The sequence below is a fragment of the Aquisalimonas asiatica genome (assembly GCF_900110585.1).
GTDB classification, from domain to species: domain Bacteria; phylum Pseudomonadota; class Gammaproteobacteria; order Nitrococcales; family Aquisalimonadaceae; genus Aquisalimonas; species Aquisalimonas asiatica.
The window spans coordinates 69,223-89,263 of the sequence record NZ_FOEG01000004.1 but is presented as its reverse complement, the minus strand read 5'-3'; the positions used below and the strand labels follow the sequence as shown (position 1 = coordinate 89,263).

The 20,041-nt window shown below is 67.0% G+C and carries 18 protein-coding genes; 9 read left to right on the top strand and 9 right to left on the bottom strand.

Annotation, left to right across the window (positions count from 1 at the left end; genetic code table 11):
- Positions 1-2: 2 nt before the first annotated feature.
- From BMZ02_RS10270 to BMZ02_RS10260, 3 genes are read left to right on the top strand one after another with little or no spacing between them, the layout of a single operon-like run.
- Positions 3-827, top strand: a complete 825-nt coding sequence (locus BMZ02_RS10270) for an alpha/beta fold hydrolase (RefSeq protein WP_091643197.1) — start codon at positions 3-5, stop codon at positions 825-827.
- A complete protein-coding gene (locus BMZ02_RS10265) occupies positions 824-1,906 on the top strand; it encodes a phytoene/squalene synthase family protein (protein ID WP_091643195.1) in 1,083 nt (360 codons plus the stop codon). The genes BMZ02_RS10270 and BMZ02_RS10265 overlap by 4 nt, the downstream gene beginning before the upstream one ends.
- On the top strand, positions 1,888-2,655 hold the full coding sequence (locus BMZ02_RS10260; protein ID WP_091643192.1) for an MlaA family lipoprotein: 768 nt from the start codon (positions 1,888-1,890) through the stop codon (positions 2,653-2,655). The genes BMZ02_RS10265 and BMZ02_RS10260 overlap by 19 nt, the downstream gene beginning before the upstream one ends.
- Positions 2,656-2,671: 16 nt before the next feature.
- On the opposite strand, the gene BMZ02_RS10255 is transcribed toward BMZ02_RS10260, so the two are convergent.
- The 4 genes from BMZ02_RS10255 to BMZ02_RS10240 all read right to left on the bottom strand — a co-directional run bounded on the left by BMZ02_RS10255 (position 2,672) and on the right by BMZ02_RS10240 (position 7,272).
- Positions 2,672-3,547 carry a fructosamine kinase family protein gene (locus BMZ02_RS10255; RefSeq protein ID WP_091643189.1) on the bottom strand — a complete coding sequence of 292 codons (876 nt, stop codon included), beginning with the start codon at positions 3,545-3,547 and terminating at the stop codon, positions 2,672-2,674.
- Positions 3,528-4,430 carry a 5'-3' exonuclease gene (locus BMZ02_RS10250; RefSeq protein ID WP_091643186.1) on the bottom strand — a complete coding sequence of 301 codons (903 nt, stop codon included), beginning with the start codon at positions 4,428-4,430 and terminating at the stop codon, positions 3,528-3,530. Before BMZ02_RS10250 ends, BMZ02_RS10255 begins: the two co-directional genes overlap by 20 nt.
- Positions 4,431-4,570: 140 nt before the next feature.
- A complete protein-coding gene (gene leuA / locus BMZ02_RS10245) occupies positions 4,571-6,292 on the bottom strand; it encodes a 2-isopropylmalate synthase (protein ID WP_091643183.1) in 1,722 nt (573 codons plus the stop codon).
- A 350-nt stretch (positions 6,293-6,642) separates the two neighbouring features.
- Positions 6,643-7,272, bottom strand: coding sequence for an HNH endonuclease (locus BMZ02_RS10240; RefSeq protein WP_091643180.1), 630 nt, complete (start codon positions 7,270-7,272; stop codon positions 6,643-6,645).
- Between the two features lie 359 nt (positions 7,273-7,631).
- Between BMZ02_RS10240 and BMZ02_RS10235 the strand changes: the two genes are divergently transcribed.
- From BMZ02_RS10235 to BMZ02_RS10225, 3 genes are read left to right on the top strand one after another with little or no spacing between them, the layout of a single operon-like run.
- Positions 7,632-8,768, top strand: coding sequence for a Re/Si-specific NAD(P)(+) transhydrogenase subunit alpha (locus BMZ02_RS10235; RefSeq protein WP_091643176.1), 1,137 nt, complete (start codon positions 7,632-7,634; stop codon positions 8,766-8,768).
- On the top strand, positions 8,765-9,055 hold the full coding sequence (locus BMZ02_RS10230; protein ID WP_091643174.1) for an NAD(P) transhydrogenase subunit alpha part 2: 291 nt from the start codon (positions 8,765-8,767) through the stop codon (positions 9,053-9,055). The genes BMZ02_RS10235 and BMZ02_RS10230 overlap by 4 nt, the downstream gene beginning before the upstream one ends.
- Positions 9,056-9,067: 12 nt before the next feature.
- The gene (locus BMZ02_RS10225) at positions 9,068-10,474 is read left to right on the top strand and encodes an NAD(P)(+) transhydrogenase (Re/Si-specific) subunit beta (RefSeq protein WP_091643172.1); all 1,407 of its coding nucleotides are present in this window, start codon (positions 9,068-9,070) and stop codon (positions 10,472-10,474) included.
- 54 nt (positions 10,475-10,528) lie between these two features.
- On the opposite strand, the gene BMZ02_RS10220 is transcribed toward BMZ02_RS10225, so the two are convergent.
- Positions 10,529-11,089 carry a TIGR02444 family protein gene (locus BMZ02_RS10220; RefSeq protein ID WP_139209195.1) on the bottom strand — a complete coding sequence of 187 codons (561 nt, stop codon included), beginning with the start codon at positions 11,087-11,089 and terminating at the stop codon, positions 10,529-10,531.
- Positions 11,090-11,119: 30 nt separating this feature from the next.
- Positions 11,120-11,713 (bottom strand): DNA-J related domain-containing protein, encoded by a 594-nt coding sequence (locus tag BMZ02_RS10215; RefSeq protein WP_091643169.1) that lies wholly within the window; start codon positions 11,711-11,713, stop codon positions 11,120-11,122.
- A gap of 351 nt (positions 11,714-12,064) precedes the next feature.
- Here BMZ02_RS10215 and BMZ02_RS10210 point away from each other — a divergent pair, with 351 nt between their 5' ends.
- From BMZ02_RS10210 to BMZ02_RS10200, 3 genes are all read left to right on the top strand, one after another.
- The gene (locus BMZ02_RS10210; protein WP_091643166.1) at positions 12,065-14,257 is read left to right on the top strand and encodes a primosomal protein N'; all 2,193 of its coding nucleotides are present in this window, start codon (positions 12,065-12,067) and stop codon (positions 14,255-14,257) included.
- 104 nt (positions 14,258-14,361) lie between these two features.
- Positions 14,362-16,122, top strand: a complete 1,761-nt coding sequence (argS, locus tag BMZ02_RS10205) for an arginine--tRNA ligase (RefSeq protein WP_091643163.1) — start codon at positions 14,362-14,364, stop codon at positions 16,120-16,122.
- 18 nt (positions 16,123-16,140) lie between these two features.
- Positions 16,141-16,788, top strand: coding sequence for an SPOR domain-containing protein (locus BMZ02_RS10200; protein ID WP_091643160.1), 648 nt, complete (start codon positions 16,141-16,143; stop codon positions 16,786-16,788).
- 12 nt (positions 16,789-16,800) lie between these two features.
- Here BMZ02_RS10200 and BMZ02_RS10195 read toward each other — a convergent pair whose 3' ends face one another.
- From BMZ02_RS10195 to speA, 3 genes are read right to left on the bottom strand one after another with little or no spacing between them, the layout of a single operon-like run.
- Positions 16,801-17,226: an SseB family protein gene (locus BMZ02_RS10195; protein WP_171909891.1), complete on the bottom strand. Its 426-nt coding sequence runs from the start codon at positions 17,224-17,226 to the stop codon at positions 16,801-16,803.
- Between the two features lie 13 nt (positions 17,227-17,239).
- A complete protein-coding gene (locus BMZ02_RS10190; RefSeq protein WP_281244327.1) occupies positions 17,240-18,142 on the bottom strand; it encodes an NAD(P)-dependent oxidoreductase in 903 nt (300 codons plus the stop codon).
- A 7-nt stretch (positions 18,143-18,149) separates the two neighbouring features.
- Positions 18,150-20,030, bottom strand: coding sequence for a biosynthetic arginine decarboxylase (speA, locus tag BMZ02_RS10185; protein WP_091643153.1), 1,881 nt, complete (start codon positions 20,028-20,030; stop codon positions 18,150-18,152).
- Positions 20,031-20,041: the final 11 nt, after the last annotated feature.

Below are 20,041 nucleotides of genomic sequence, written 5' to 3'. Positions count from 1 at the left end.
GCATGGCCGAAGTCACGAACGAGGGGGGTCGCCTCTACTACGAAATCCACGGCGAAGGCACGCCGGTGGTGCTGCTCATGGGGCTGGGTGGCAGTGGGCGAGCCTGGGGGCTGCAACTACCGGACTTCGCCCGGCGCCACCGGGTCCTCCTCCCGGACAACCGCGGCGTCGGCCGGTCCGACATGCCGCCCGGGCCATACACCATGGCCGGGTTCGCGGCAGACCTCGACGCCGTGCTGAACGCGGCCGACATCGACAGCGCCCATCTGGTGGGTGTCTCCATGGGCGGCCTGATCGCCCAGGAGTACTACCATCTCCATCCGCACCGGGTGCGTAGCATGACTCTCGTGGCAACCGGTGTGGGGCCGGCCGATCCGGCCTACGTGCCGCCGGAACGGCACATCTGGGAGGTCCTTGAACTGGACCGCGCCACCACCGACGAGCGCACCGTGGTCGAGCGCATGAACGCCACGTTCTACCACCCCGACTACCTGGAGCGCATACCGGACCTGGCGGACCGCATTCTCCAGTTCCAGGCCCGCGAGCCGCAGCCGCCGCACGCGTATCACGCCCAGCTGCACTCGGCCGGGACACACACCCTGAACAGCCCCAGGCTGCATCAGGTCGACGTGCCCTGCCTGGTGGTACACGGTGAGGACGACCGGGTCTGGCCACCGGAGAACGCTCGCTATCTGGCGACGCACCTGCCCAACGCGGAGCTGGAACTGATGCCGCGCACGGCGCACATGCTGCCCCTGGAACAACCGCGCGCATTCAACACCCGGGTACTGCGGTTCCTCGCCGATGTGGATGCCGAACGGCAATGACTGCCACGGAGCGTGCCGATGACGCGGCATTCCAGGCGCGCATGCTGGACGGCGTGTCACGCACGTTCGCCTTGACCATTCCGCAGCTCCCCGCACCGCTGCGGCCGGCCATCGGCAACGCCTATCTGCTGTGCAGGCTCGCCGATATCATCGAAGACAGCGCCGGCCTCGACCCGGCCGGTAAACGCGCGCACCTGCACGCTCTGGTTGCTGCTCTGGACCATCCCGGCGCCGGGGCGGCGTTCAGCGCCGGGCTGCAACCGGCCATCACCGATGCCCCCGCCGCCGAGCGTGAACTGGTGGCGGAAGCAGAGCGGGTGTTCCGGCTGTACCGCAGCCTGCCGGCGGAGCAGCGCACCCCGTTGCAACGCTGCCTGACCATCATGGCGGACGGCATGGCGCGGTTCGCCGACCGTAAATCCCCCCACGGGCTACCGGACCTGACTGCCTTCCGCGAGTACTGCTACTACGTGGCAGGGGTGGTCGGCGAGATGCTCACCGACCTGTTTGCCCTGCAGGTCCCGGCCATTGCCGACGACCAGGCCGCAATGCGGCGACGCGCCGTGGCGTTCGGTCTCGGGCTGCAGATGACCAACATCCTCAAGGACGTCTGGGACGACCGCCAGCGGGGCGTGTGCTGGCTGCCGCGGGACGTGTTCGCCCACCATGGCTGCGACCTGGCGCCGGATGCGCGGTGGCACGAATCGCACGGGTTTCAGGCCGGCATCCGGGAGCTGACGGTCATGGCCCACGGCCATCTGCGCGAGGCGCTCCGGTATACCCGCGGCGTTCCGTCGAGCCACCGTGGCATACGGCGGTTCTGCGCCTGGGCCATCGGTATGGCACTCTATACGCTCAAGGCGATTCACCACCGGCCGGATTTCGACAGTGCTCGGCAGGTAAAGCTCTCGCGCAGCCGCCTGCGGGGGGTTATCGTGGGCTGCAATCTGGCGGTCCGGAATGACCGCCTGCTCACCGGCGCATTCCACTGGGCGGCCCGCGGCCTCCCCGCACCGCCCCGCCATCAGCCGAACCCGATGGCGAGCGACGAGGACACACCATGGACACGAACACGGTGACCCGCTTCCGGCGCCTGACGCGCGCCATTGCCCTGGCCCTGCTCACGCTGGCCCTGGCGACCGGCTGCGCCAGTTCCGAGCCACCGCCGCCGGAACCGGAGGCGTGGGATCCCATCGAGCCCACCAACCGCAAGGTCTACGCTTTCAACGAGCAGCTCGACCGCTTTGTTGCCAAGCCGCTGGCCGATGGTTACGTGTTCATCACACCGCGGTTCGTGCGTACCGGCGTCACGAACTTCTTCGACAATATGGGCGAGCCCGGCAACGCGCTGAACAACGTCCTGCAGGGCAAGCCGCGCGATGGCGCCCGCGACACCGGCCGCTTTCTGATCAACAGCACCATCGGCCTGGCGGGGCTGTTCGACGTGGCGACCGCCCTGGGCATGGAACAAAGCAACGAAGACTTCGGCCAGACCCTGGCGGTATGGGGCACCCCCGAGGGGGCGTACCTGGTGCTGCCGGCATACGGCCCCAACACCACCCGGGACGTCAACGACATCCCCGTCTCCCTGGCCACGAATCCGGTCACCTATGCCGGCTGGGTGATCACCCTGCCGCTGTATGCGCTGGATCTGGTGAACACCCGCGCGCGCCTGGACCAGGCGGCACGGTTCCGCAGCGAGGCGGCGCTGGACGAGTACGACTTCACCCGCTCCGCCTACCGCCAGTACCGGGACAACCTCATCTGGGACGGCGATCCACCGGAAGCCGATTTCTTCGACGACCTCGACGACGATTTCGACTGGTAGTCTGCGTGCCGACGGTCTATCGCACCTCGGCAAGAAGCCGGCCGATCAGGTGCTCGGCCTGGCTGGCGTACATGCCACCGAACAGATTGAGGTGGTTGAGCACGTGATAGAGCTGGTAGAGATCCCGCCTGACCGGGTAGCCGGCGTCCAGGGGCCACACGGCGTTGTAGGCGTCGTAGACCGCCTCCGGCAGACGCCCGAACAGCTCCGACATGGCCAGATCCGACTCCCGGTCGCCATAGTGGACTGCCGGGTCGTACAGCACCGGCTGACGGGCGTCATCGAAGGCGATGTTGCCCGACCACAGATCGCCATGAAGCAGTGACGGCGACGGTGTGTAGTCGCTGAAGAATGCCCCTGCCTGTTCACACAGCCGCTCCCCGGCCCGCTGCAGCGAACCGCCGTGGCCGTTGTCCGCCGCCAGCTGCAACTGGAACTGCAGGCGCTGCCGGGTGTAGAAGCGCACCCAGTCACTGTCCGGGGTGTTGATCTGCTCGGTAGAGCCGATGGTGTTGTCCCGGTGCCAGCCGTGGCGCGCCGCGGTGGTGCGGTGCATATGTGCCAGCGACTCGCCCAGGGCCGCGTTGTCGCCACGCCCGTGGAGCGTCAGCCATTCCATCACCAGGTAGCTGCGGCCGCCGGCTTCGCCCCAGGTCAACGGCCGCGGCACGCGGATCGCGTCGGCGGCCGCCAGCTCCTGCAGCCCCTCCGCCTCGGCCTGGAACATCGCCAGCGCCCCGGCATGGTTGAGCTTGACGAACCACGCGCTCTGCTGCCCCTCGAGGCGGTAGGCCGCATTGATACTGCCGCCCCCCACCGGGGCCCGATGGCGGGTGGCGTACGGGGAGCCGGTGGCGCCGGCGATGGCGTCGTCAATGGCCGACCAGGGCATGGGCGTCTCCGTTGTCGATGCGTCGGGCGGCGCGCCGACGCACCCGCTCGGGCAGCGGCAGGGCAGCCAGCGCCTGGGGGTCAGCGTCCGCCACGTGGATGGTGTCTTGGATCGGGTCCAGCGGCGCATCCCGCCGGATGGTCGCCAGCTCCCGGGACAGGAACGCCGTCTCCCGGTGCTCCTCCAGCAACCGGCGCATGCGCGCGGCACCGCGCAACGGCAGCGTCGGAACCGTGTCCAGCCGCGCATAGATGCCTTCCAGATCGCCCAGGTGCGCCAGCAGGACCTGCGCCGTCTTCGGCCCGATACCGGGGACGCCGGGGATGTTGTCCACGCTGTCTCCGGCGAGACCCAGCAGATCGGGCACCTGATCGGCGCGGACGCCCAGGGCGTCGGTGACCGTGTGGGCATCCATGGTCCGCCGGCCGCTGGCATCCACCAGCCGATCGCCCGACTCCAGGAGCTGGGCGTAGTCCTTGTCCGAGGTGAGGTAGCGCATGCTGAAGCCATCGTCGCGGAAGCGGTGCGCGACGGTGCCGATGAGGTCATCCGCCTCGTAGCGGTCGCTGCTGAGCGCAGTCACACCGAGGGCGCGGGTGAGCTGCTGGCAGATGGCGATCTGGCGCTTGAGATCCTCCGGCGCCTCGGGCCGGTTGGCCTTGTAGCCGGGATAGGCGTCATTGCGGAAGCAGGTGGTCAGGCTCTCGTCGAAGGCAGCCAGGGCGTGTTCGGGCGTCGCGTCCTCAAGCAGATCCAGCAGGAAGTTGCCGTACCCGTAGACGGCATTGGCCGGATCACCGGCGTCGTCCACCAGGCTGTCGTCGATGGAGAACCAGGCCCGGAAGATGTAGACGCTGGCGTCGATCAGGTAGAGGAGTTGCATGGCGGGAGTTTAGCAGCCTTGGAGTGATCGATCGTTGGGTTGGCGGGACGGTGGACGTGAACGTCCACCCTACGACAACGATGATGTGCATGGCGTAGGGTGGACCTTCAGGTCCACCATCCGCGTCCCACCACTCCTGCTCAGGCCGTGGTTTCCTTGCGCGCCGCCTTGAGCTCTTCGTCGCCGGCATCGTCCAGCACGCTGCGCCCGGCCAGCCGGTTCACGGCATTGAGCAGGGCGTGCAGCGAGGCGGTGACGATATTGCCGTGCCGGGCCACGCCGAACAGGCTGCTGCCGTCCGGCCCCCGCATCTCCACGTAGGCCACGGCCTGGGCGTTGGCGCCGGCGTTGGTGGCGTGCTCGGTATAATCGGCCACCTGCAGATCCACACCCGTGTGCTTCGACAGCGCGGCCACGAAGGCGTCGATGGGGCCGTTGCCCTGGGCGGCGATGATCCGCTCCTCGCCGTTGTCACGGATGGTGGCGGTGAGCTTGTCGTTGCCGTCGGCGTCGGTGCCTTCACGGTAGTCCACCAGCTCGAAGGGGCGCGTGACGTCCATGTACTCCTGCCGGAACGCCTCCCAGATCTCCGGGGCGGTGAGTTCGCGCCCGGTGTCGTCGGTGACCTTCTGGATCACGTGACTGAACTCGATCTGCAGTCGGCGCGGCATGGTCATGCCGTAGTCGCGCTCCATCAGGTAGCTGATGCCGCCCTTGCCCGACTGGCTGTTGATGCGGATGACCGCCTCGTAGCTGCGACCCACGTCCTTCGGGTCGATGGGCAGGTAGGGCACCTCCCAGGTGCTGTCCTTCGCCTGGGCCGCGAATCCCTTCTTGATGGCGTCCTGGTGGGAGCCGGAGAACGCCGTGAATACCAGCTCGCCGGCATAGGGGTGCCGGGGATGGATGGGCAGCTGGTTGCAGTACTCCGCCAGGCGCACGACTTCGTTGATGTCATCGAAATACAGCCCCGGGTGGACGCCCTGGGTGTAGAGGTTCATGGCCAGGGTGACCAGGTCGACGTTGCCGGTGCGCTCACCGTTGCCGAACAGCGTGCCCTCGATCCGGTCGGCGCCCGCCATCACGGCCAGCTCCGCCGCCGCCACCGCGGTGCCGCGGTCGTTGTGGGGATGGACGGAGAGGATGATGCCGTCGCGGCGCTGCACGTTGCGGGCGAACCACTCGATCTGGTCGGCGTGGATGTTGGGCGTCGACACCTCCACGGTCGCCGGCAGGTTGATGATGACCGGCTTCTCCGGCGTGGGCTGCCAGACCGCGTTCACTGCATCGACGATCTCGAGGGCGTAATCCAGCTCCGTCTGGGTGAAACTCTCCGGCGAGTACTGGAACAGCCAGCGGGTCTCCGGCTGCTCCGCCGCCAGGGCCTGCACCTGCTTTGCTCCCTCCACGGCCAGCTCGGTAATGCCGTCGCGCTCCATGCCGAACACGACCCGGCGCTGCACGGTGGAGGTGGAGTTGTAGAGGTGGAGAATCACGTTGGGCGCACCACGCACCGCTTCGAACGTCCGCTCGATCAGCTCCGGGCGCGCCTGGGTCAGCACCTGGATGTAGACGTCATCGGGGATCAGGTTCTCCTCGATGAGCATGCGACAGAAGTCGTAGTCGGTCTGGGAAGCCGCCGGGAAACCGACCTCGATCTCCTTGAAGCCGATGTCCAGCAGCGCGTGGAACATGCGCCGCTTGCGCTCGCCGTCCATGGGCTCGATCAGGGCCTGGTTACCGTCGCGCAGGTCCACGCTGCACCACGCGGGTGCCTTGTCGATCACGTGGTCGGGCCAGGTTCGGTCACGGAGACCCACCTGCGGGAAACTTCGGTACTTGGTATCTGGTTGCTTCAACATGGCTGTTCACCCCTGGGAAATCCGTTGCCTGTCACGTCAGCGCGCACGCATGCGTCACGGCCACCGGGCAGGGCGAGCGTCAGCGAGCCTGTTGTCGTCCTCGCATCCGCCGCCGCCCGGTGACCGCGCGGCAGTCGCAGGAGCGCCAACAGAAGCGCACAGAAAACGGGGGAATGCGGCGTATGCCGCCCGATGTGGCGAGTGCTGCGGTAACAACTGGAAGAGGACATGATGAACAACCTTGCTGCGAAGCGATAACGAAATAGGCTGACCCCGGCTCTCTCTCAGGAGGCCGGGCGAAGCAGTCGCAGTCGTAGCAGGCTCGCGTTCAGGTTCATCATGGTTCAACGCTAGTCCGATGACGCGGGAAGGTCAACCCCCGCCTCACTCCTGACCGTTCGGTTGCGCAGCGGGCTGGTGCGGGGGAAGTGCGCTCGCAGGAACTCCATCTGGTCGGCCAGGATACGGCGCCCCTTCAGATAGATGTACTCGGCGTGCGTGGGCTTGAAGGGCACCGCCAGCAGCTGCATGCCGGCCTGCTCCGGCGTCCGCCCCGCCTTGTCGTTATTGCAGCGCTTGCAGGCGGTGACGACATTGGTCCAGACGTCGTGGCCAGACTGGCTGATGGGGGTGACGTGGTCGCGGGACAGCCCGCTGGTCGGGAAATGCGCGCCGCAGTACATGCACAGATGGTCATCGCGCCGGAACAGCGCCTTGTTATCCAGTGGTGGTGTATACCCGGCATGCCCCTTCAGCGTGGCCTGCACGGTGCCATTGGTGGCGATGATGGAATTGAGCTCCAGCACGCTGCGCTGCCCTGTCGCCGCGTTGAAGCCGCCGCGCACGGTATAGAGCAGACGCCCGCAGCTGTAGACCACCTGTTCCATGTAATAGAGGCGTGCCGCTTCCTGGTACGTAATCCACTCAAGCGGCATGCCGGAGACATCCGTCCGCAGAATCTGATTACTCAGGTCAAGCATGCCACGCGCTCCCAGGAAGCGACCGGTCAGCCACTCCTCATATATCACAGAAGTGCCGGGAAAAGGCAAATACAGGCGCATTTCGACCGCGCCGACCGGGGCAATCCCTTGCGGTCCTGCAGGCCAGTTCCTTCAAATGCGCCGTGACATGCGTTATTCTTTCGAGGCCAGCGCGGCCGGTTCAACCGACCGCGCTTTTTTGTCCGGGACTGCGGTAGTTGGGGGGAGGCGGCCCGTCCCGAGAGCTCGCCAGACGAGTGATTTCCGTTGACAGCCCGGTTTCTGCCGGTGCAGCGGACAGGGCCTGCCGCAGTGAATTTCACGGACCAACCCTGTTGGAAAGACGGGAGACATACATCATGGCAATACGTGTAGCCGTGCCCAGGGAAACCCAGACGGGCGAACGTCGGGTGGCCCTTGTGCCGAGCGTAATCAAGCAGCTCGACAAGCTTGGCGTTGAGATTCTGATGGAGTCCGGCGCCGGCAAGGAGAGCGGCTTCAATGACGACGCCTACGAAGGCGTCAGGATCGTCGAGTCGGCAGATGAACTCTACAAGGACGCCGACGTCACCCTGAAGGTGCAGCCACCGACGGTGGAAGAGGCCGGCAAGCTCAAGCAAGGCAGCATCGTGATGGGGTTCATGGCCCCGCACGAGGGTGATACCCGCATCAAGACATTCACGAAAAACAAGGTCACGAGCTTCTCCATGGAGCTGGTGCCGCGCATCACCCGGGCGCAGTCCATCGACGCGCTGTCGTCCCAGGCCTCCATCGTCGGCTACAAGTCGGTCCTGCTGGCGGCCAACATGATGCCGAAGCTGTTCCCGATGCTGACCACGGCCGCCGGCACCATCCGGCCGTCCACCGTGGTGGTCATCGGCGCCGGCGTCGCCGGCCTGCAGGCCATTGCCACGGCCAAGCGCCTGGGTGCGGTGGTCGAGGCCTACGACGTGCGCTCCGCCACCAAGGAACAGGTGGAGTCGCTGGGCGGCAAGTTCATCAAGACCGGCGTCTCGGCGGAGGGTGAAGGCGGCTACGCCCGCGAACTCACCGACGAGGAGAAGCAGCAGCAGGCGGACGTGCTCGCCGACCACATTGCCAAGGCCGACGCCGTGATCACCACGGCCGCAATCCCCGGCAAGCCCGCGCCCAAGCTCATCGACACCGCCACCGTGGAGCGCATGAAGCGCGGCGCGGTCATCATCGATCTGGCGGCGGAGACCGGTGGCAACTGCGAGGTGACCAAGGCGGGCAAGGAAGTGGACCACAACGGCGTCATCGTCTATGGCCCCAAGAACACGGCCAGCGCACTGTGCCAGCACGCCAGCGAGATGTACTCGCGCAACCTCTACAACTTCCTGGCACTGATCATCAAGGATGGGGAACTGGCCCTGGACTGGGACGACCAGGTCCAGACCGACAGCTGCCTGACCCACGACGGCGAGATCAAGCACGGCCCCACCCGTGAACGCCTGGAAGGAGGCAAGAAGTCATGATCGAGGGTTTCACTGCACTCTACATCTTCATGCTGTCCGCGGTGGCGGGCTATGAAGTGATTTCCCGCGTACCGGTCATCCTGCATACACCGCTGATGTCCGGCTCCAACTTCATCCACGGCATCGTCGTTGTCGGCGCAATGATCGTGCTGGGGCACGCCGCCACACCCATGGAACAGCTGATCGGCTTCATCGCCGTGCTGCTGGGTGCCGGTAACGCCGTCGGCGGTTACGTGGTCACCGAACGCATGCTCGAGATGTTCAAGAGCAGCAAGAGCGAAGGCTAAGGGGGCACGGGAATGGAAACGTTGATTCAACTGAGTTATTTCCTGGCTGCCGTCCTGTTCATTGTCGGGCTCAAGGCCATGAGTTCGCCGAAAACGGCGCGCAAGGGCGTGATGTGGGCCGGCGTCGGCATGGTACTGGCGGTCGTCGTCACGCTGTTCCACGGCGACATCCAGGGCTTCTCCAACTATCTGCTCATCTTCGTGGCCATCGCCATCGGCAGCTCGCTGGCATGGGTCACCGCCAAGCGGGTGCAGATGACCGAGATGCCGCAGATGGTGGCGCTGTACAACGGCATGGGCGGCGGCTCGGCCGGTGCCATCGGTGCCGTGGCGCTGATGGAAGCCCAGCGCAAGCTGGTGGAATCGGGTGACAGTGTCATTCACCAGCAGATGGGCTTTGACATCGCCGTCCTGGCGGTTCTCGGTGGCCTGATCGGCACCGTGGCGTTCTCGGGCTCCCTGGTCGCCTGGGCCAAGCTCGACGGCCGCATGCAGCGCAACAGCCTGATGCCCGCCCAGCAGATCGTGAACATCGTCCTGTTCGCGGCCATGGTGCTGGCCGGTATCTGGGTGCTGTTCAGCGGCGGCATGACCTCCATCGTGGTGTTCTTCGCCCTGGCGCTGGTATTCGGCGTGTTCATGACCGTGCCCATCGGCGGTGCCGACATGCCGGTGGTGATCTCGCTGTTCAACGCCCTCACCGGGCTGGCGGTCGGCTTCAAGGGCTTCGTGCTCGGCAACGCCGCGCTGATCATCGCCGGTACGCTGGTGGGTGCCGCGGGCATGCTGCTCACGCACCTGATGGCCAAGGCCATGAACCGGCCGATCTCCAATGTGCTCTTCAGCGGCTTCGGCACTCAGGCGACAGGCGGTGACGGCCCTGAAGGCGAGATGACGGAAATGGGCGCGGAAGACGCGGCTTACACCATGGCCTACGCCGACAGCGTCGTCATCGTGCCGGGCTACGGCATGGCCGTGGGTCAGGCGCAGCACAAGATCTGGGAGATGGTCCAGGGTCTGCAGAGCCGCGGCGTGGACGTGAAGTTCGCGATCCACCCGGTGGCCGGCCGTATGCCTGGCCACATGAACGTGCTGCTGGCCGAGGCCGGCGTGCCGTACGACATGATCTACGACATGGAAGAGATCAACGAGGACTTCAAGCTCACGGACGTGGTCCTGGTCATCGGCGCGAACGACGTGGTCAACCCGGCCGCCAAGACCGACGAGTCCAGCCCGATCTACGGCATGCCCATCCTGGATGTGGAAGATGCCGAGCAGGTGCTGGTGATCAAGCGCGGCAAGGGCACTGGCTTCTCCGGCGTGGAGAACCACCTGTTCTACGGTGACAAGACCAAGATGGTCTTCGGTGACGCCCAGAAGGTGGCCAGCCAGATGGCATCCACCGTCAAGGATCTCTGATCCGGAGCAACGGGTCCTACCGATGAAAAGGCCGCCTCCGGGCGGCCTTTTTTTTTAAGGGACTGACTCGCCCCCCACTACCTCGCTCACGGCCCGGTCCGGTGCCGTATCACCCAGCGCCAGGAAGAACTGACGCAGATCGGCACGCAGCTCCGGGCTGTCCTGCACCGGGATCGCGGCCAGATACCGGGCCACGGTCGCACGGCAGTCCCGGCCGGCATCACCCGGCGCATCCCGGGCGTCGTCGGGCCGGAGGAGATGCACCACGCGCTGCTGGACAAACCGCTCCAGGGCCAGCTCCCGGGTGAGAAGATCCCGGCGGAGGTCAGCAGCCGCTTCATCCTGCCGTGCAAGGCCCCGTAGCCCGTTACGCGCATGACGGTAAGGCCGCAGCACGTCCCGCTCCAGCCTTTCAGCATCGGGCGCCACCGCCGCCGCAGCAGCCACGGTGAGCGGGCCGTGACCGGCCCGCGCGCTCCACACCAGAGTCAGCAGGGTGCTGACGCTGACGCCGTAGCGGTCCTGCAGCCGGAGACACACCTCCGTCATGCCGGGCAGGGCGTAGAGTTCGACCATGCCCTGCCAGGCGGATTCACTGTCAACAATGGCCGGCACGGCGCGCTCCCCGTTCTGCGTCGTTCCCTCTCACTGCTCGGTCGTCAGCACCATGCGCGCCTCGTTGAGACGCTGCAGGGTCTCCGTATCACCGCCTTTGTCCGGGTGGTGCTGCTGGGCAAGCTGACGGTAGCGGCGAGTGACCTCCTCCACGCCTGCAGGCTCTTCCAGGCCGAGCAGCTCGAGCGCCTCGTGGCGCCGCTCCCCGGCATCGAGCCGCCGCCAGAAACCGCTCAGCATGGCCTCGACCGTGGCACGGTCCATGGTGTCGAGGTTGTCCAGGTCCAGGTAATAGTCGCGCAGCGGATCACCGGCGGCGACGGCACGCCCGGACGCCCCGTCGCTGTCGGGCGTGAGGACATCAATGCCGATATCCAGGCAGTGGATCCGAAGCCACTCGCCCTGGGCCGCCAGCTGCTCGCGCAGCCGGTACAGGCTGTGGAAGAGGATGAAATGGGTGCGGAACAGGGCCATGGGATCCGCCAGGTCGGCGTCCGCGAATGGCGCAACGCCCTGATCACGCAGCCGCACGATCAGGGCATGCTCGGTCTGGCCACCCGGCGCCTCACGGAGCAGCGTCAGCACGGCGGTCATCAGCTGGGAATCGGAACCATCCTGCGTCATGGCCGCAGTATACGTGCCCAGGCGTTGCCCCTGACACCGGCAAATGTTATGCACAGCAACATGGCGGCAGGCAACGTGCCGCGCCGCAGCACTGTCCCGCACGGGCCAGAATGCATTAACCTCCTGTTTAAACGGCTTATAACCCGCACGAACGAATAACCATTGACAATCCCGCCGACGTGTTGGAACGCCGGTGCCTGCACGCGCGGAGCGATTCCTCCACAAGGTTATCCACAGGCTTGTCCAGGGTGACCCGTGACATGTCAACAGGTGTTTGCGGTGCCATCCGGACCGCAAACACCGTTAGACTGCTGGGCCTGGCAAGCAGCCTCGTGTCGAACCGGAATCGTCATGCCTGACACAACCGTCGTCCAGGTTGCGGTACCCGCACCCATGGACCAGACACTCGACTATCTGCCGCCCGCCGAGGGCAGGCTGCCGGCGCCCGGGGCGCGCGTGCGCGTGCCCTTCGGGCGCCGGCAGGTCGTCGGCGTAGTCACCGGTGGCAGTACCCGGGCCCGCATCGATGGTGGCCGCCTGAAGGCCATCACCGAGATCCTGGATTCCGAGCCGCTGATCCCCGACGCTGTTCTCAAGCTCGGGCTGTGGGCCGCCGGTTACTATCACCACCCACCGGGCGAAGTGCTGACCGGCATGCTGCCCACACCGCTGCGCCAGGGTGGCCGTGCCGCACGCAAACCCCCGGAGTACTGGCAGCTCACCGCCGACGGCCACGCCTGTGATCGCGACCGCCTGGCTCGTCGCGCGCGCCGACAGGCCGCCGTGCTCGCACGCCTGGCAGAACAGGCAGAGGCGCTCCCAACGGCTGCCCTTGCCGATCTGGAGGGTGACTGGCGCACGGCATTGCGCAAACTGGCGGAACAGGGCCTGGTGGAACGGGCGGCGCCGTCGGCGTCCCCACCCACCGCGGCGCCGACGGCGTTGAACGAGGATCAGCAACGCGCCGCCGACGCCATCACCGACTCCCTTGGCAGCTTCAGCGCCCATCTCCTGGAAGGGGTAACCGGCAGCGGCAAGACGGAAGTCTACCTGGCTGCCATGGACGCCGTGCTGGCGCGTGGCGAGCAGGTGCTGCTGCTGGTCCCTGAGATCGGGCTGACGCCCCAGCTCATCGAACGATTCAGCGCCCGGGTACCGGGGCGCATCGCCGTGCTGCACTCGGCACTGGCCGACGGCGAACGCCAGGACGCCTGGCTGGCCGCCGCGAACGGCGACGTGGACGTGCTCATCGGCACCCGCTCGGCGCTGTTCACCCCACTCCCCCGCGCCGGGCTGATCATCGTTGACGAAGAGCACGACCCGTCACTGAAGCAGCAGGAGGGGTTTCGCTACAACGCCCGTGATCTCGCGGCTGTGCGCGCCCGCAATGGCGACTTTCCGCTGGTGCTCGGCTCCGCCACGCCGTCGCTGGAGAGCCTGCACAACGCACTGGCCGGGCGTTACCGGCTGCTGGACCTGCCGCGCCGGGCCGGCGCCGCCCGGCCACCGCGGCTGGAGCTGCTGGACATCCGCGGCCAGCCCCTGGAGGCCGGGGTCTCCCGGCCGGTGCTCGCACGCATGGACCGGCATCTCGCCGACGGCGGCCAGGTGCTGCTGTTTCTCAACCGGCGTGGCTACGCCCCGGTCCTGCTCTGTCACGACTGCGGCTGGGTGGCCAGCTGCACGCGCTGCGACGCCCGCCTCACCTGGCACCAGCACGCGGGGCGGCTGCGCTGCCACCACTGCGGTCACGAACGCCCGGTGAACCGGCACTGCGAGGACTGCGGCAGCACCGATCTGCGTGACGTGGGCCAGGGCACGGAGAAACTGGAGAAGGCACTGGCCGACCGCTTCCCCGACACGGGTATCGTGCGCATCGACCGTGACAGCACCCGCCGCAAGGGCGCCATGACCGATCTGCTGGACCGCGCCCGCCATGGCGACGGCCGGATCCTGCTGGGCACGCAGATGCTGGCCAAGGGGCACGACCTGCCGGACATCAGCCTGGTGGCGATCCTGGACTGCGATCAGGGGCTGTTCGGCGCCGATTTCCGCGCGCCCGAGCGGATGGCGCAGCTCATCACCCAGGTCTCGGGGCGGGCCGGCCGCCGCGACCGGCCCGGCGAAGTCCTGCTGCAGACACACCACCCGGAACACCCGCTGCTGGACACGCTGCTCAGAGAGGGCTACGGACGGGTCGCCCGCACCATGCTGCAGCAACGCCGGGACGCCGCACTGCCCCCTCATACCCACATGGCCCTGGTGCGCGCCGAAGCGGTGGAGAGCCGAGCGCCCCATGCGTTTCTTGAAGAGGTCCGGCACAGTGGCGAGCGCCTGGCGGGCGACGACGTGCTCCTGATGGGGCCGGTCCCCGCGCCCATGGAGCGCCGGGCCGGCCGCTACCGCGCGCAGCTGCTGATACAGGCGCCAACGCGGGCACCGCTGCACGCGCTGCTGACCCGACTGGTGCCTGGTCTGACTGAGCTGCCGGGAGCCCGTCGTGTGCGCTGGTCCGTGGACGTGGACCCGCAGGACATGTTCTAGATGGGTCACGTTCCAGGATGCGTTCTGCGCGCGGGTCGATTTGTGGGCAGCACCGCGAACCGGGATAATACCCCCCAATTCGGATTAACGGTCTGTCATCACCCATGAAAGAACAGCTTCGCAGTCTTATTGCCACGGCCGTGGATCGCCTGGTCGCGGACGGTACGCTGCCCGCGGATACGCGGGTCGAGATCCAGGTGGAACGGGCCCGGGACAAGAGCCATGGCGATTACGCGGTGAATACCGCCATGGTGCTGGCAAAGCAGGCCCGCATGAAACCCAGGGAGCTGGCCGAGCGCCTGGTCGCCGCCATTCCCGATGACCCGGGTGTCGCGGGCGTCACCATTGCCGGCCCGGGGTTCATCAATATCGACATCACCGCGGAAGCCGCCTACACCGCGATCCGCGACGCGTTGGCACGCGGCGAGGCCTACGGCCGTGCCAGCCTGGGGGCCGGGCAGCGCATCAACATCGAGTTCGTGTCCGCCAATCCCACCGGGCCGCTGCACGTGGGCCACGGCCGCGGCGCCGCCTTCGGCGGGGCCCTGGCGAGCCTGCTGGCCACCGCCGGCTACGACGTGCACCGGGAGTACTACGTCAACGACGCCGGCCGGCAGATGGACATCCTCGCCACCAGCGTCTGGCTGCGTTACCTGGAGCTGGAGGGCGAGTCGCTGCGCTTCCCCGACAATGCCTACCGGGGCGATTACGTCCGCGCCATTGCCGAACGGCTCATGCACCGGGAAGAGGACCACTTCCTGCATCCGGCCGAAGTGGTGTTCGCCGAACTGCCCCTGGATGCCTGCGAAGGCGGCGACAAGGAAGAGTACATCGACACCCTGATCGCCCGCGCGAAGACCCTGCTCGGCCCGGAGGCGTACGAGGTGGTGTTCTCCCTGGCACTGGAGACGGTGCTTGAGGATATCCGCGAGGACCTGGGCGCCTTCGGGGTCACCTACGACGAGTGGTTCTCGGAACGCTCGCTCACCGACAGCGGTGCCGTGGACCAGGCACTGCAGCGGTTGGACGAGGCCGGGCACCTGTACGAATCGGAGGGCGCCACCTGGTTCCGCTCCAGTGCCTTCGGCGACGAGAAAGACCGCGTCGTGCGCCGCGAGAACGGTTCCGTCACCTACTTCGCCTCCGATATCGCCTACCACCTGAACAAGCTCGACCGTGGTTATGACCAGTGCATCGACATCTGGGGCGCCGACCACCACGGGTATGTGCCGCGGGTGCACGCGGCGATGCGCGCGTTCGGCCACGAACCGGACCGGCTGGACGTGCGCCTGGTGCAGTTCGCCATTCTCTACCGCGGCAGCGAACGCATGCAGATGTCCACCCGCTCCGGCCAGTTCGTGACGCTGCGGGAGCTACGGGACGACGTGGGCGCCGATGCCGCCCGGTTCTTCTACGTCATGCGCAAGCCCGAGCAGCACCTGGATTTCGATCTGGAGCTGGCCAAATCCCAGTCCAACGACAATCCCGTGTACTACATCCAGTACGCCCACGCGCGCATCTGCAGCGTCATGGCACAGCTCCGGGAGAAGGGGCTGCAGCACGACGCCGACAACGGCGACCGCCACCTCACCCGCCTGACCGAAGCGCACGAAACGGAGCTGGTCAGCGCCATCGGCCGCTACCCGGAAGTGATCGAGATCGCCGCCGCGGCGCGGGAGCCGCATCAGATCGCGCACTTCCTCCGGGAGCTGGCGAGCCATGTGCACACCTACTACAACGCGCACCAGTTCCTGGTCGACGACGCCGACCTGCGGGACGCGCGACTGAATCTGGTACTGGCCGCACGCCAGGTCATCCGCAACGGATTGCACCTGCTCGGTGTCAGTGCCCCGGACGCCATGTAAGGATCACGGACGCAGACCATGGCCAACACCAAACGCAGCACGGGCGCAAAGCGCAAACCACAACCGAAGCAGCAGGCCGCTGGCGGCTCCCGGGTGGGCTGGTTTCTCAGCGGGCTGCTGCCGGGCCTGTTCGTGGCGTATCTGGTTCACATGCACCACGACCGCGACGCCAGCGTCATGACCCCCTCCTCTCCGGGCGAGACCGCCGGGCAGCAGGAGGAGCGCGGCGGCGACAGCAACCGTCCCCGCTTCGAGTTCTACGAGCTGCTCTCGGAGATGGAGGTGGTGGTGCCGGATGAGCCGGATGACGCCGACGCGGACGACGTCGCGGAAGCATTGCCGGATACACCGGCCACCCCCTCACCCGACGCCACGCCATCCGACCCGGAACCGGCAGAAGAGCCCGCCACCGGGGACGCCGAGGAGCGTGCCCACTACATGGTGCAGGCCGGCTCGTTCCAGTCCCACGAGGATGCCGACCGCATGAAGGCCAACCTGGCGCTCATCGGCGTGGAGGCGAATATCGAGAGCGTGGAGGTGGACTCGGGCGAGACCTGGCACCGCGTGCGTATCGGGCCGTTCGCCGACCGCGATCGCGTGGACTCGCTGCGCAGCCAGCTCGAGGACAACAACGTCGACAGCATCCTGCTGCGCTCGCGGAGCTGAACGCGAGCGCAGTTACTGGAGCCGTGGCTCGCCGCCCTTCATCCCGCGGACCGCGTCGGGCGGGACGGTGAACCCCACCGCCCAGCCCGGGTTGACCACCACGCCCATGCCGTCCCAGGTGCTGTGCACCGCCCAGGCAAACGAGACCTCCACGGAGAAGGCGAACTCCGGGTGTTCCTCGGTCACCGGGTAACCCCGGGCCGGCGCAGTGAACACGGCCAGCAGCCCTTCACCGTCATCTCCCTGGAGCACCAGGGGTTGCACCCCTTCGGGATGCTGCGACTCGGCGAACTCCTGGTCCACCAGCAGCGCCACCTGGCTTTCGGCCATGCGCTGCATGAACTCCACGGTGTCCATCTCGCCGGTGTGGGCCGCCAGCAGATCCTGCTCCAGATCGTTGAGCGGCTCGAACTCGGCGAAGCGCGTATCGTTACTCATCTCGCCTCCGGGACTACAGGGATTTCTTGTTGCCGCCGTTGAACAGCTCGCGCTTGTCGCGGTAGAGCGCGGAGATATCCTCGTCACCATAGCCCGCCGCCATCAGGCGGTCATAGTGCTTGAGCGTCATCTCCACGGTCGGCAGCGCCACGTTCATGTTGTCCAGCATCTGGCGGCAGATGGTGAGGTCCTTGTGGTGCAGCGCCAGCTTGAAGCCGGGCTCGAAGGTGCCCTTGACCATGGTCGGGCCGCGCATCTGCAGGAACCAGTTGCCGGCGGCGCCGCCGCTGACCACATCGATGACCTTGTCCATCTCCAGGCCCGACGCCTGGCCGAAGGCCAGCGCCTCGGTGACGGCCTGGTTGATGCCTGCGCACATGATCTGGTTCACCGCCTTGGTGGCCTGGCCAGACCCCACGTCGCCCATGTGCGTGGCGCTCTTGCCCATGGCCTCGAACGCCGGGCGCAGCCGCTCCACCACGGCGGGATCGCCGCCAATCATGAACACCAGCTGCCCGTTCTGCGCGCCTTCCTTGCCTCCCGACACGGGTGCATCCAGGAACGCCACCCCTGTGGTGGCGAGTCTGGCGGCGGCCTGCTTCGCCGTGTCCACGGCGATGGTGGACGTATCCACCACGGTCTTGCCGGCAGACAGACCCGGTGCCATGGCATCCATCACTGCCAGGACGTCTTCATCCCGGGAGACGCAGGTCACGATGACATCGCACTGGCCGGCCAGTGTTGCCGGGTCGGACGCCGCCACGACACCCAGCTCCCCGGCGATCGCTTCGGCCTTGTCCGCGGAGCGGTTCCACACCGCCTCGAGCAGCCCCGCCTTGTGCAGATTCCTCGCCATCCCGGTGCCCATGGCCCCCATGCCGATCACGCCGACTTTCATGTTCGCCACCTCCGTCATTGCCGTTTCAGTCTTCCAGGTAGGTATAGCCGTCCAGCCCTGCCTCAAGGGCGTCGAGACACTCGCGCTGCTGCTGCGCATCCAGCGGCGCCGCCATCACCTTCTCCTCGTAGGCCTGCATCAGGCGGTCACGCCGGAAATGGACGTAGTGCAGCACCTGCTCGACCGTATCACCGGCGACGGGCTCGCTGAGCCGGTAGCCGTCGCCGTCCAGATGGACGTTGATCGCGGCGGTATCGCCGAACAGATTGTGCATGTCACCGAGGATCTCCTGGTAGGCACCGACCATGAAGATCCCGAGCCGATAGGGTGTGCCCGGCCTGAACGGCGGCAGCGGCAGGGTGCTCTCCACGCCCTCGCCATCCACGTAGTACTGCACGCTGCCATCCGAATCGCAGGTGAGATCCTGCAACACGGCACGTGCCGTGGGCCGTTCGTGCAGCCCTGCCAGCGGCAGGATCGGAAAGACCTGGTCGATGGCCCAGACGTCGGGCATGGACTGGAAGATCGAGAGATTGCAGAACAGCTTCTGTGCCAGCTTCTCGTTGAGTTCGTCCAGCACTTCACGGTGGTTGCGGGCGGTGGGGCTGAGCTGTCCCCGCACCTGATGGCAGATGGCGGTATACAGCTGCTCCGCGTGGGCGCGCTGCTCCAGGCTCAGCACACCGTGGGTGTACATGGCCTGCGCCTCCTGCAGCCCGTGGACGGCGTCGTGATAGCGCTCGATCGGTGACCGCCCGGCAGCTTCCGTCAGGGTCCGCCAGAGGTCCGCAAGCACCTGTGGCGCGCCGTCGCCCGGGGCTTGGGCGTGTTCGTCACCGGGGCTGTCGTGGTCGATAACGTTGGTGAGCAGCACCGCGTGGTGGGCCGTGAGCGCCCGGCCGGACTCGGAGATGACGTCCGGGTGGGGCAGGTCGTGCTCGCTGCAGATCTCCCACAGCGCGTGCACCACGTTGCTCGCGTACTCCTCCACGGAGTAGTTCATGGAGCAGTAGTTACGCGAGCGCGTGCCCTCGTAGTCCACGCCGAGCCCACCGCCCACGTCCACGGTGGTCACCGGAACGCCCAGGGCGCGCAGTTCCGCGTAGTACCGGGCCGCTTCGCGCATGCCGCTGCGGATATCGCGGACGTTGGGGATCTGTGAGCCCAGGTGGAAATGCAGCAGCTCCAGGGTGTGCTCCAGCCCGTGTGCCCGCAGCCGCTCGACCACGCCCAACGCCTGGGACGCGCTCAGGCCGAACTTGGACTTCTCGCCTCCCGTGTTCTGCCACTTGCCGGCGCCGATGGACGCCAGCCGCACCCGCATGCCGAGCCGGGGCGTAATACCAAGGCGCTGCGCCTCCGCCACGACCAGATCCGCCTCGCTGCGCTTCTCCATGACGATGCGCACGTCCATGCCCAGCTGCTGCCCCAGCAGCGCGAGGCGCACGTACTCGCGGTCCTTGTAGCCGTTGCAGATGACCGTGCCGCCGGGGGGTGCCAGTGCCAGCACGGCCATGAGCTCCGGCTTGCTGCCGGCCTCGAGCCCGACCCGCTGCTCGCCCCGGGAGAGAATCTCTTCCACCACCCGGCGCTGCTGGTTGACCTTGATGGGATAGACGGCGGTATAACGCCCCGTGTAGGCGTGCGCGGCCATGGCCGACTCGAACGCCTTGCAGAGGCTGTCGACACGGTGGTGAAGAATATCCACGAACCGAACCAGCACCGGCAGCGGCAGCCCGCGCGCCTGGACGGCATCGGCAAGCTCGTTGAGATCGATGGCGGTGCCGCTGCCCTGGGCGGACGGTCTCGCCACCACCCGCCCCCCGTCGCCGATGTCGAAATACCCGCCACCCCAGTGCGCGGTGTTATAGAGCTGACGCGCGTCCTGGATACTCCACTCGCCCATGATGCCGGCTG

Coding starts and splice junctions, on each gene's coding strand:
- BMZ02_RS10270 (WP_091643197.1), top strand. CDS start 3: ATGGCCGAAGTCACGAACGAGGGGGGTCGCCTCTACTACGAAATCCAC.
- BMZ02_RS10265 (WP_091643195.1), top strand. CDS start 824: ATGACTGCCACGGAGCGTGCCGATGACGCGGCATTCCAGGCGCGCATG.
- BMZ02_RS10260 (WP_091643192.1), top strand. CDS start 1,888: ATGGACACGAACACGGTGACCCGCTTCCGGCGCCTGACGCGCGCCATT.
- BMZ02_RS10255 (WP_091643189.1), bottom strand. CDS start 3,547: ATGCCCTGGTCGGCCATTGACGACGCCATCGCCGGCGCCACCGGCTCC.
- BMZ02_RS10250 (WP_091643186.1), bottom strand. CDS start 4,430: ATGCAACTCCTCTACCTGATCGACGCCAGCGTCTACATCTTCCGGGCC.
- leuA (WP_091643183.1), bottom strand. CDS start 6,292: ATGTTGAAGCAACCAGATACCAAGTACCGAAGTTTCCCGCAGGTGGGT.
- BMZ02_RS10240 (WP_091643180.1), bottom strand. CDS start 7,272: ATGCTTGACCTGAGTAATCAGATTCTGCGGACGGATGTCTCCGGCATG.
- BMZ02_RS10235 (WP_091643176.1), top strand. CDS start 7,632: ATGGCAATACGTGTAGCCGTGCCCAGGGAAACCCAGACGGGCGAACGT.
- BMZ02_RS10230 (WP_091643174.1), top strand. CDS start 8,765: ATGATCGAGGGTTTCACTGCACTCTACATCTTCATGCTGTCCGCGGTG.
- BMZ02_RS10225 (WP_091643172.1), top strand. CDS start 9,068: ATGGAAACGTTGATTCAACTGAGTTATTTCCTGGCTGCCGTCCTGTTC.
- BMZ02_RS10215 (WP_091643169.1), bottom strand. CDS start 11,713: ATGACGCAGGATGGTTCCGATTCCCAGCTGATGACCGCCGTGCTGACG.
- BMZ02_RS10210 (WP_091643166.1), top strand. CDS start 12,065: ATGCCTGACACAACCGTCGTCCAGGTTGCGGTACCCGCACCCATGGAC.
- argS (WP_091643163.1), top strand. CDS start 14,362: ATGAAAGAACAGCTTCGCAGTCTTATTGCCACGGCCGTGGATCGCCTG.
- BMZ02_RS10200 (WP_091643160.1), top strand. CDS start 16,141: ATGGCCAACACCAAACGCAGCACGGGCGCAAAGCGCAAACCACAACCG.
- BMZ02_RS10195 (WP_171909891.1), bottom strand. CDS start 17,226: ATGAGTAACGATACGCGCTTCGCCGAGTTCGAGCCGCTCAACGATCTG.
- BMZ02_RS10190 (WP_281244327.1), bottom strand. CDS start 18,142: ATGACGGAGGTGGCGAACATGAAAGTCGGCGTGATCGGCATGGGGGCC.
- speA (WP_091643153.1), bottom strand. CDS start 20,030: ATGGGCGAGTGGAGTATCCAGGACGCGCGTCAGCTCTATAACACCGCG.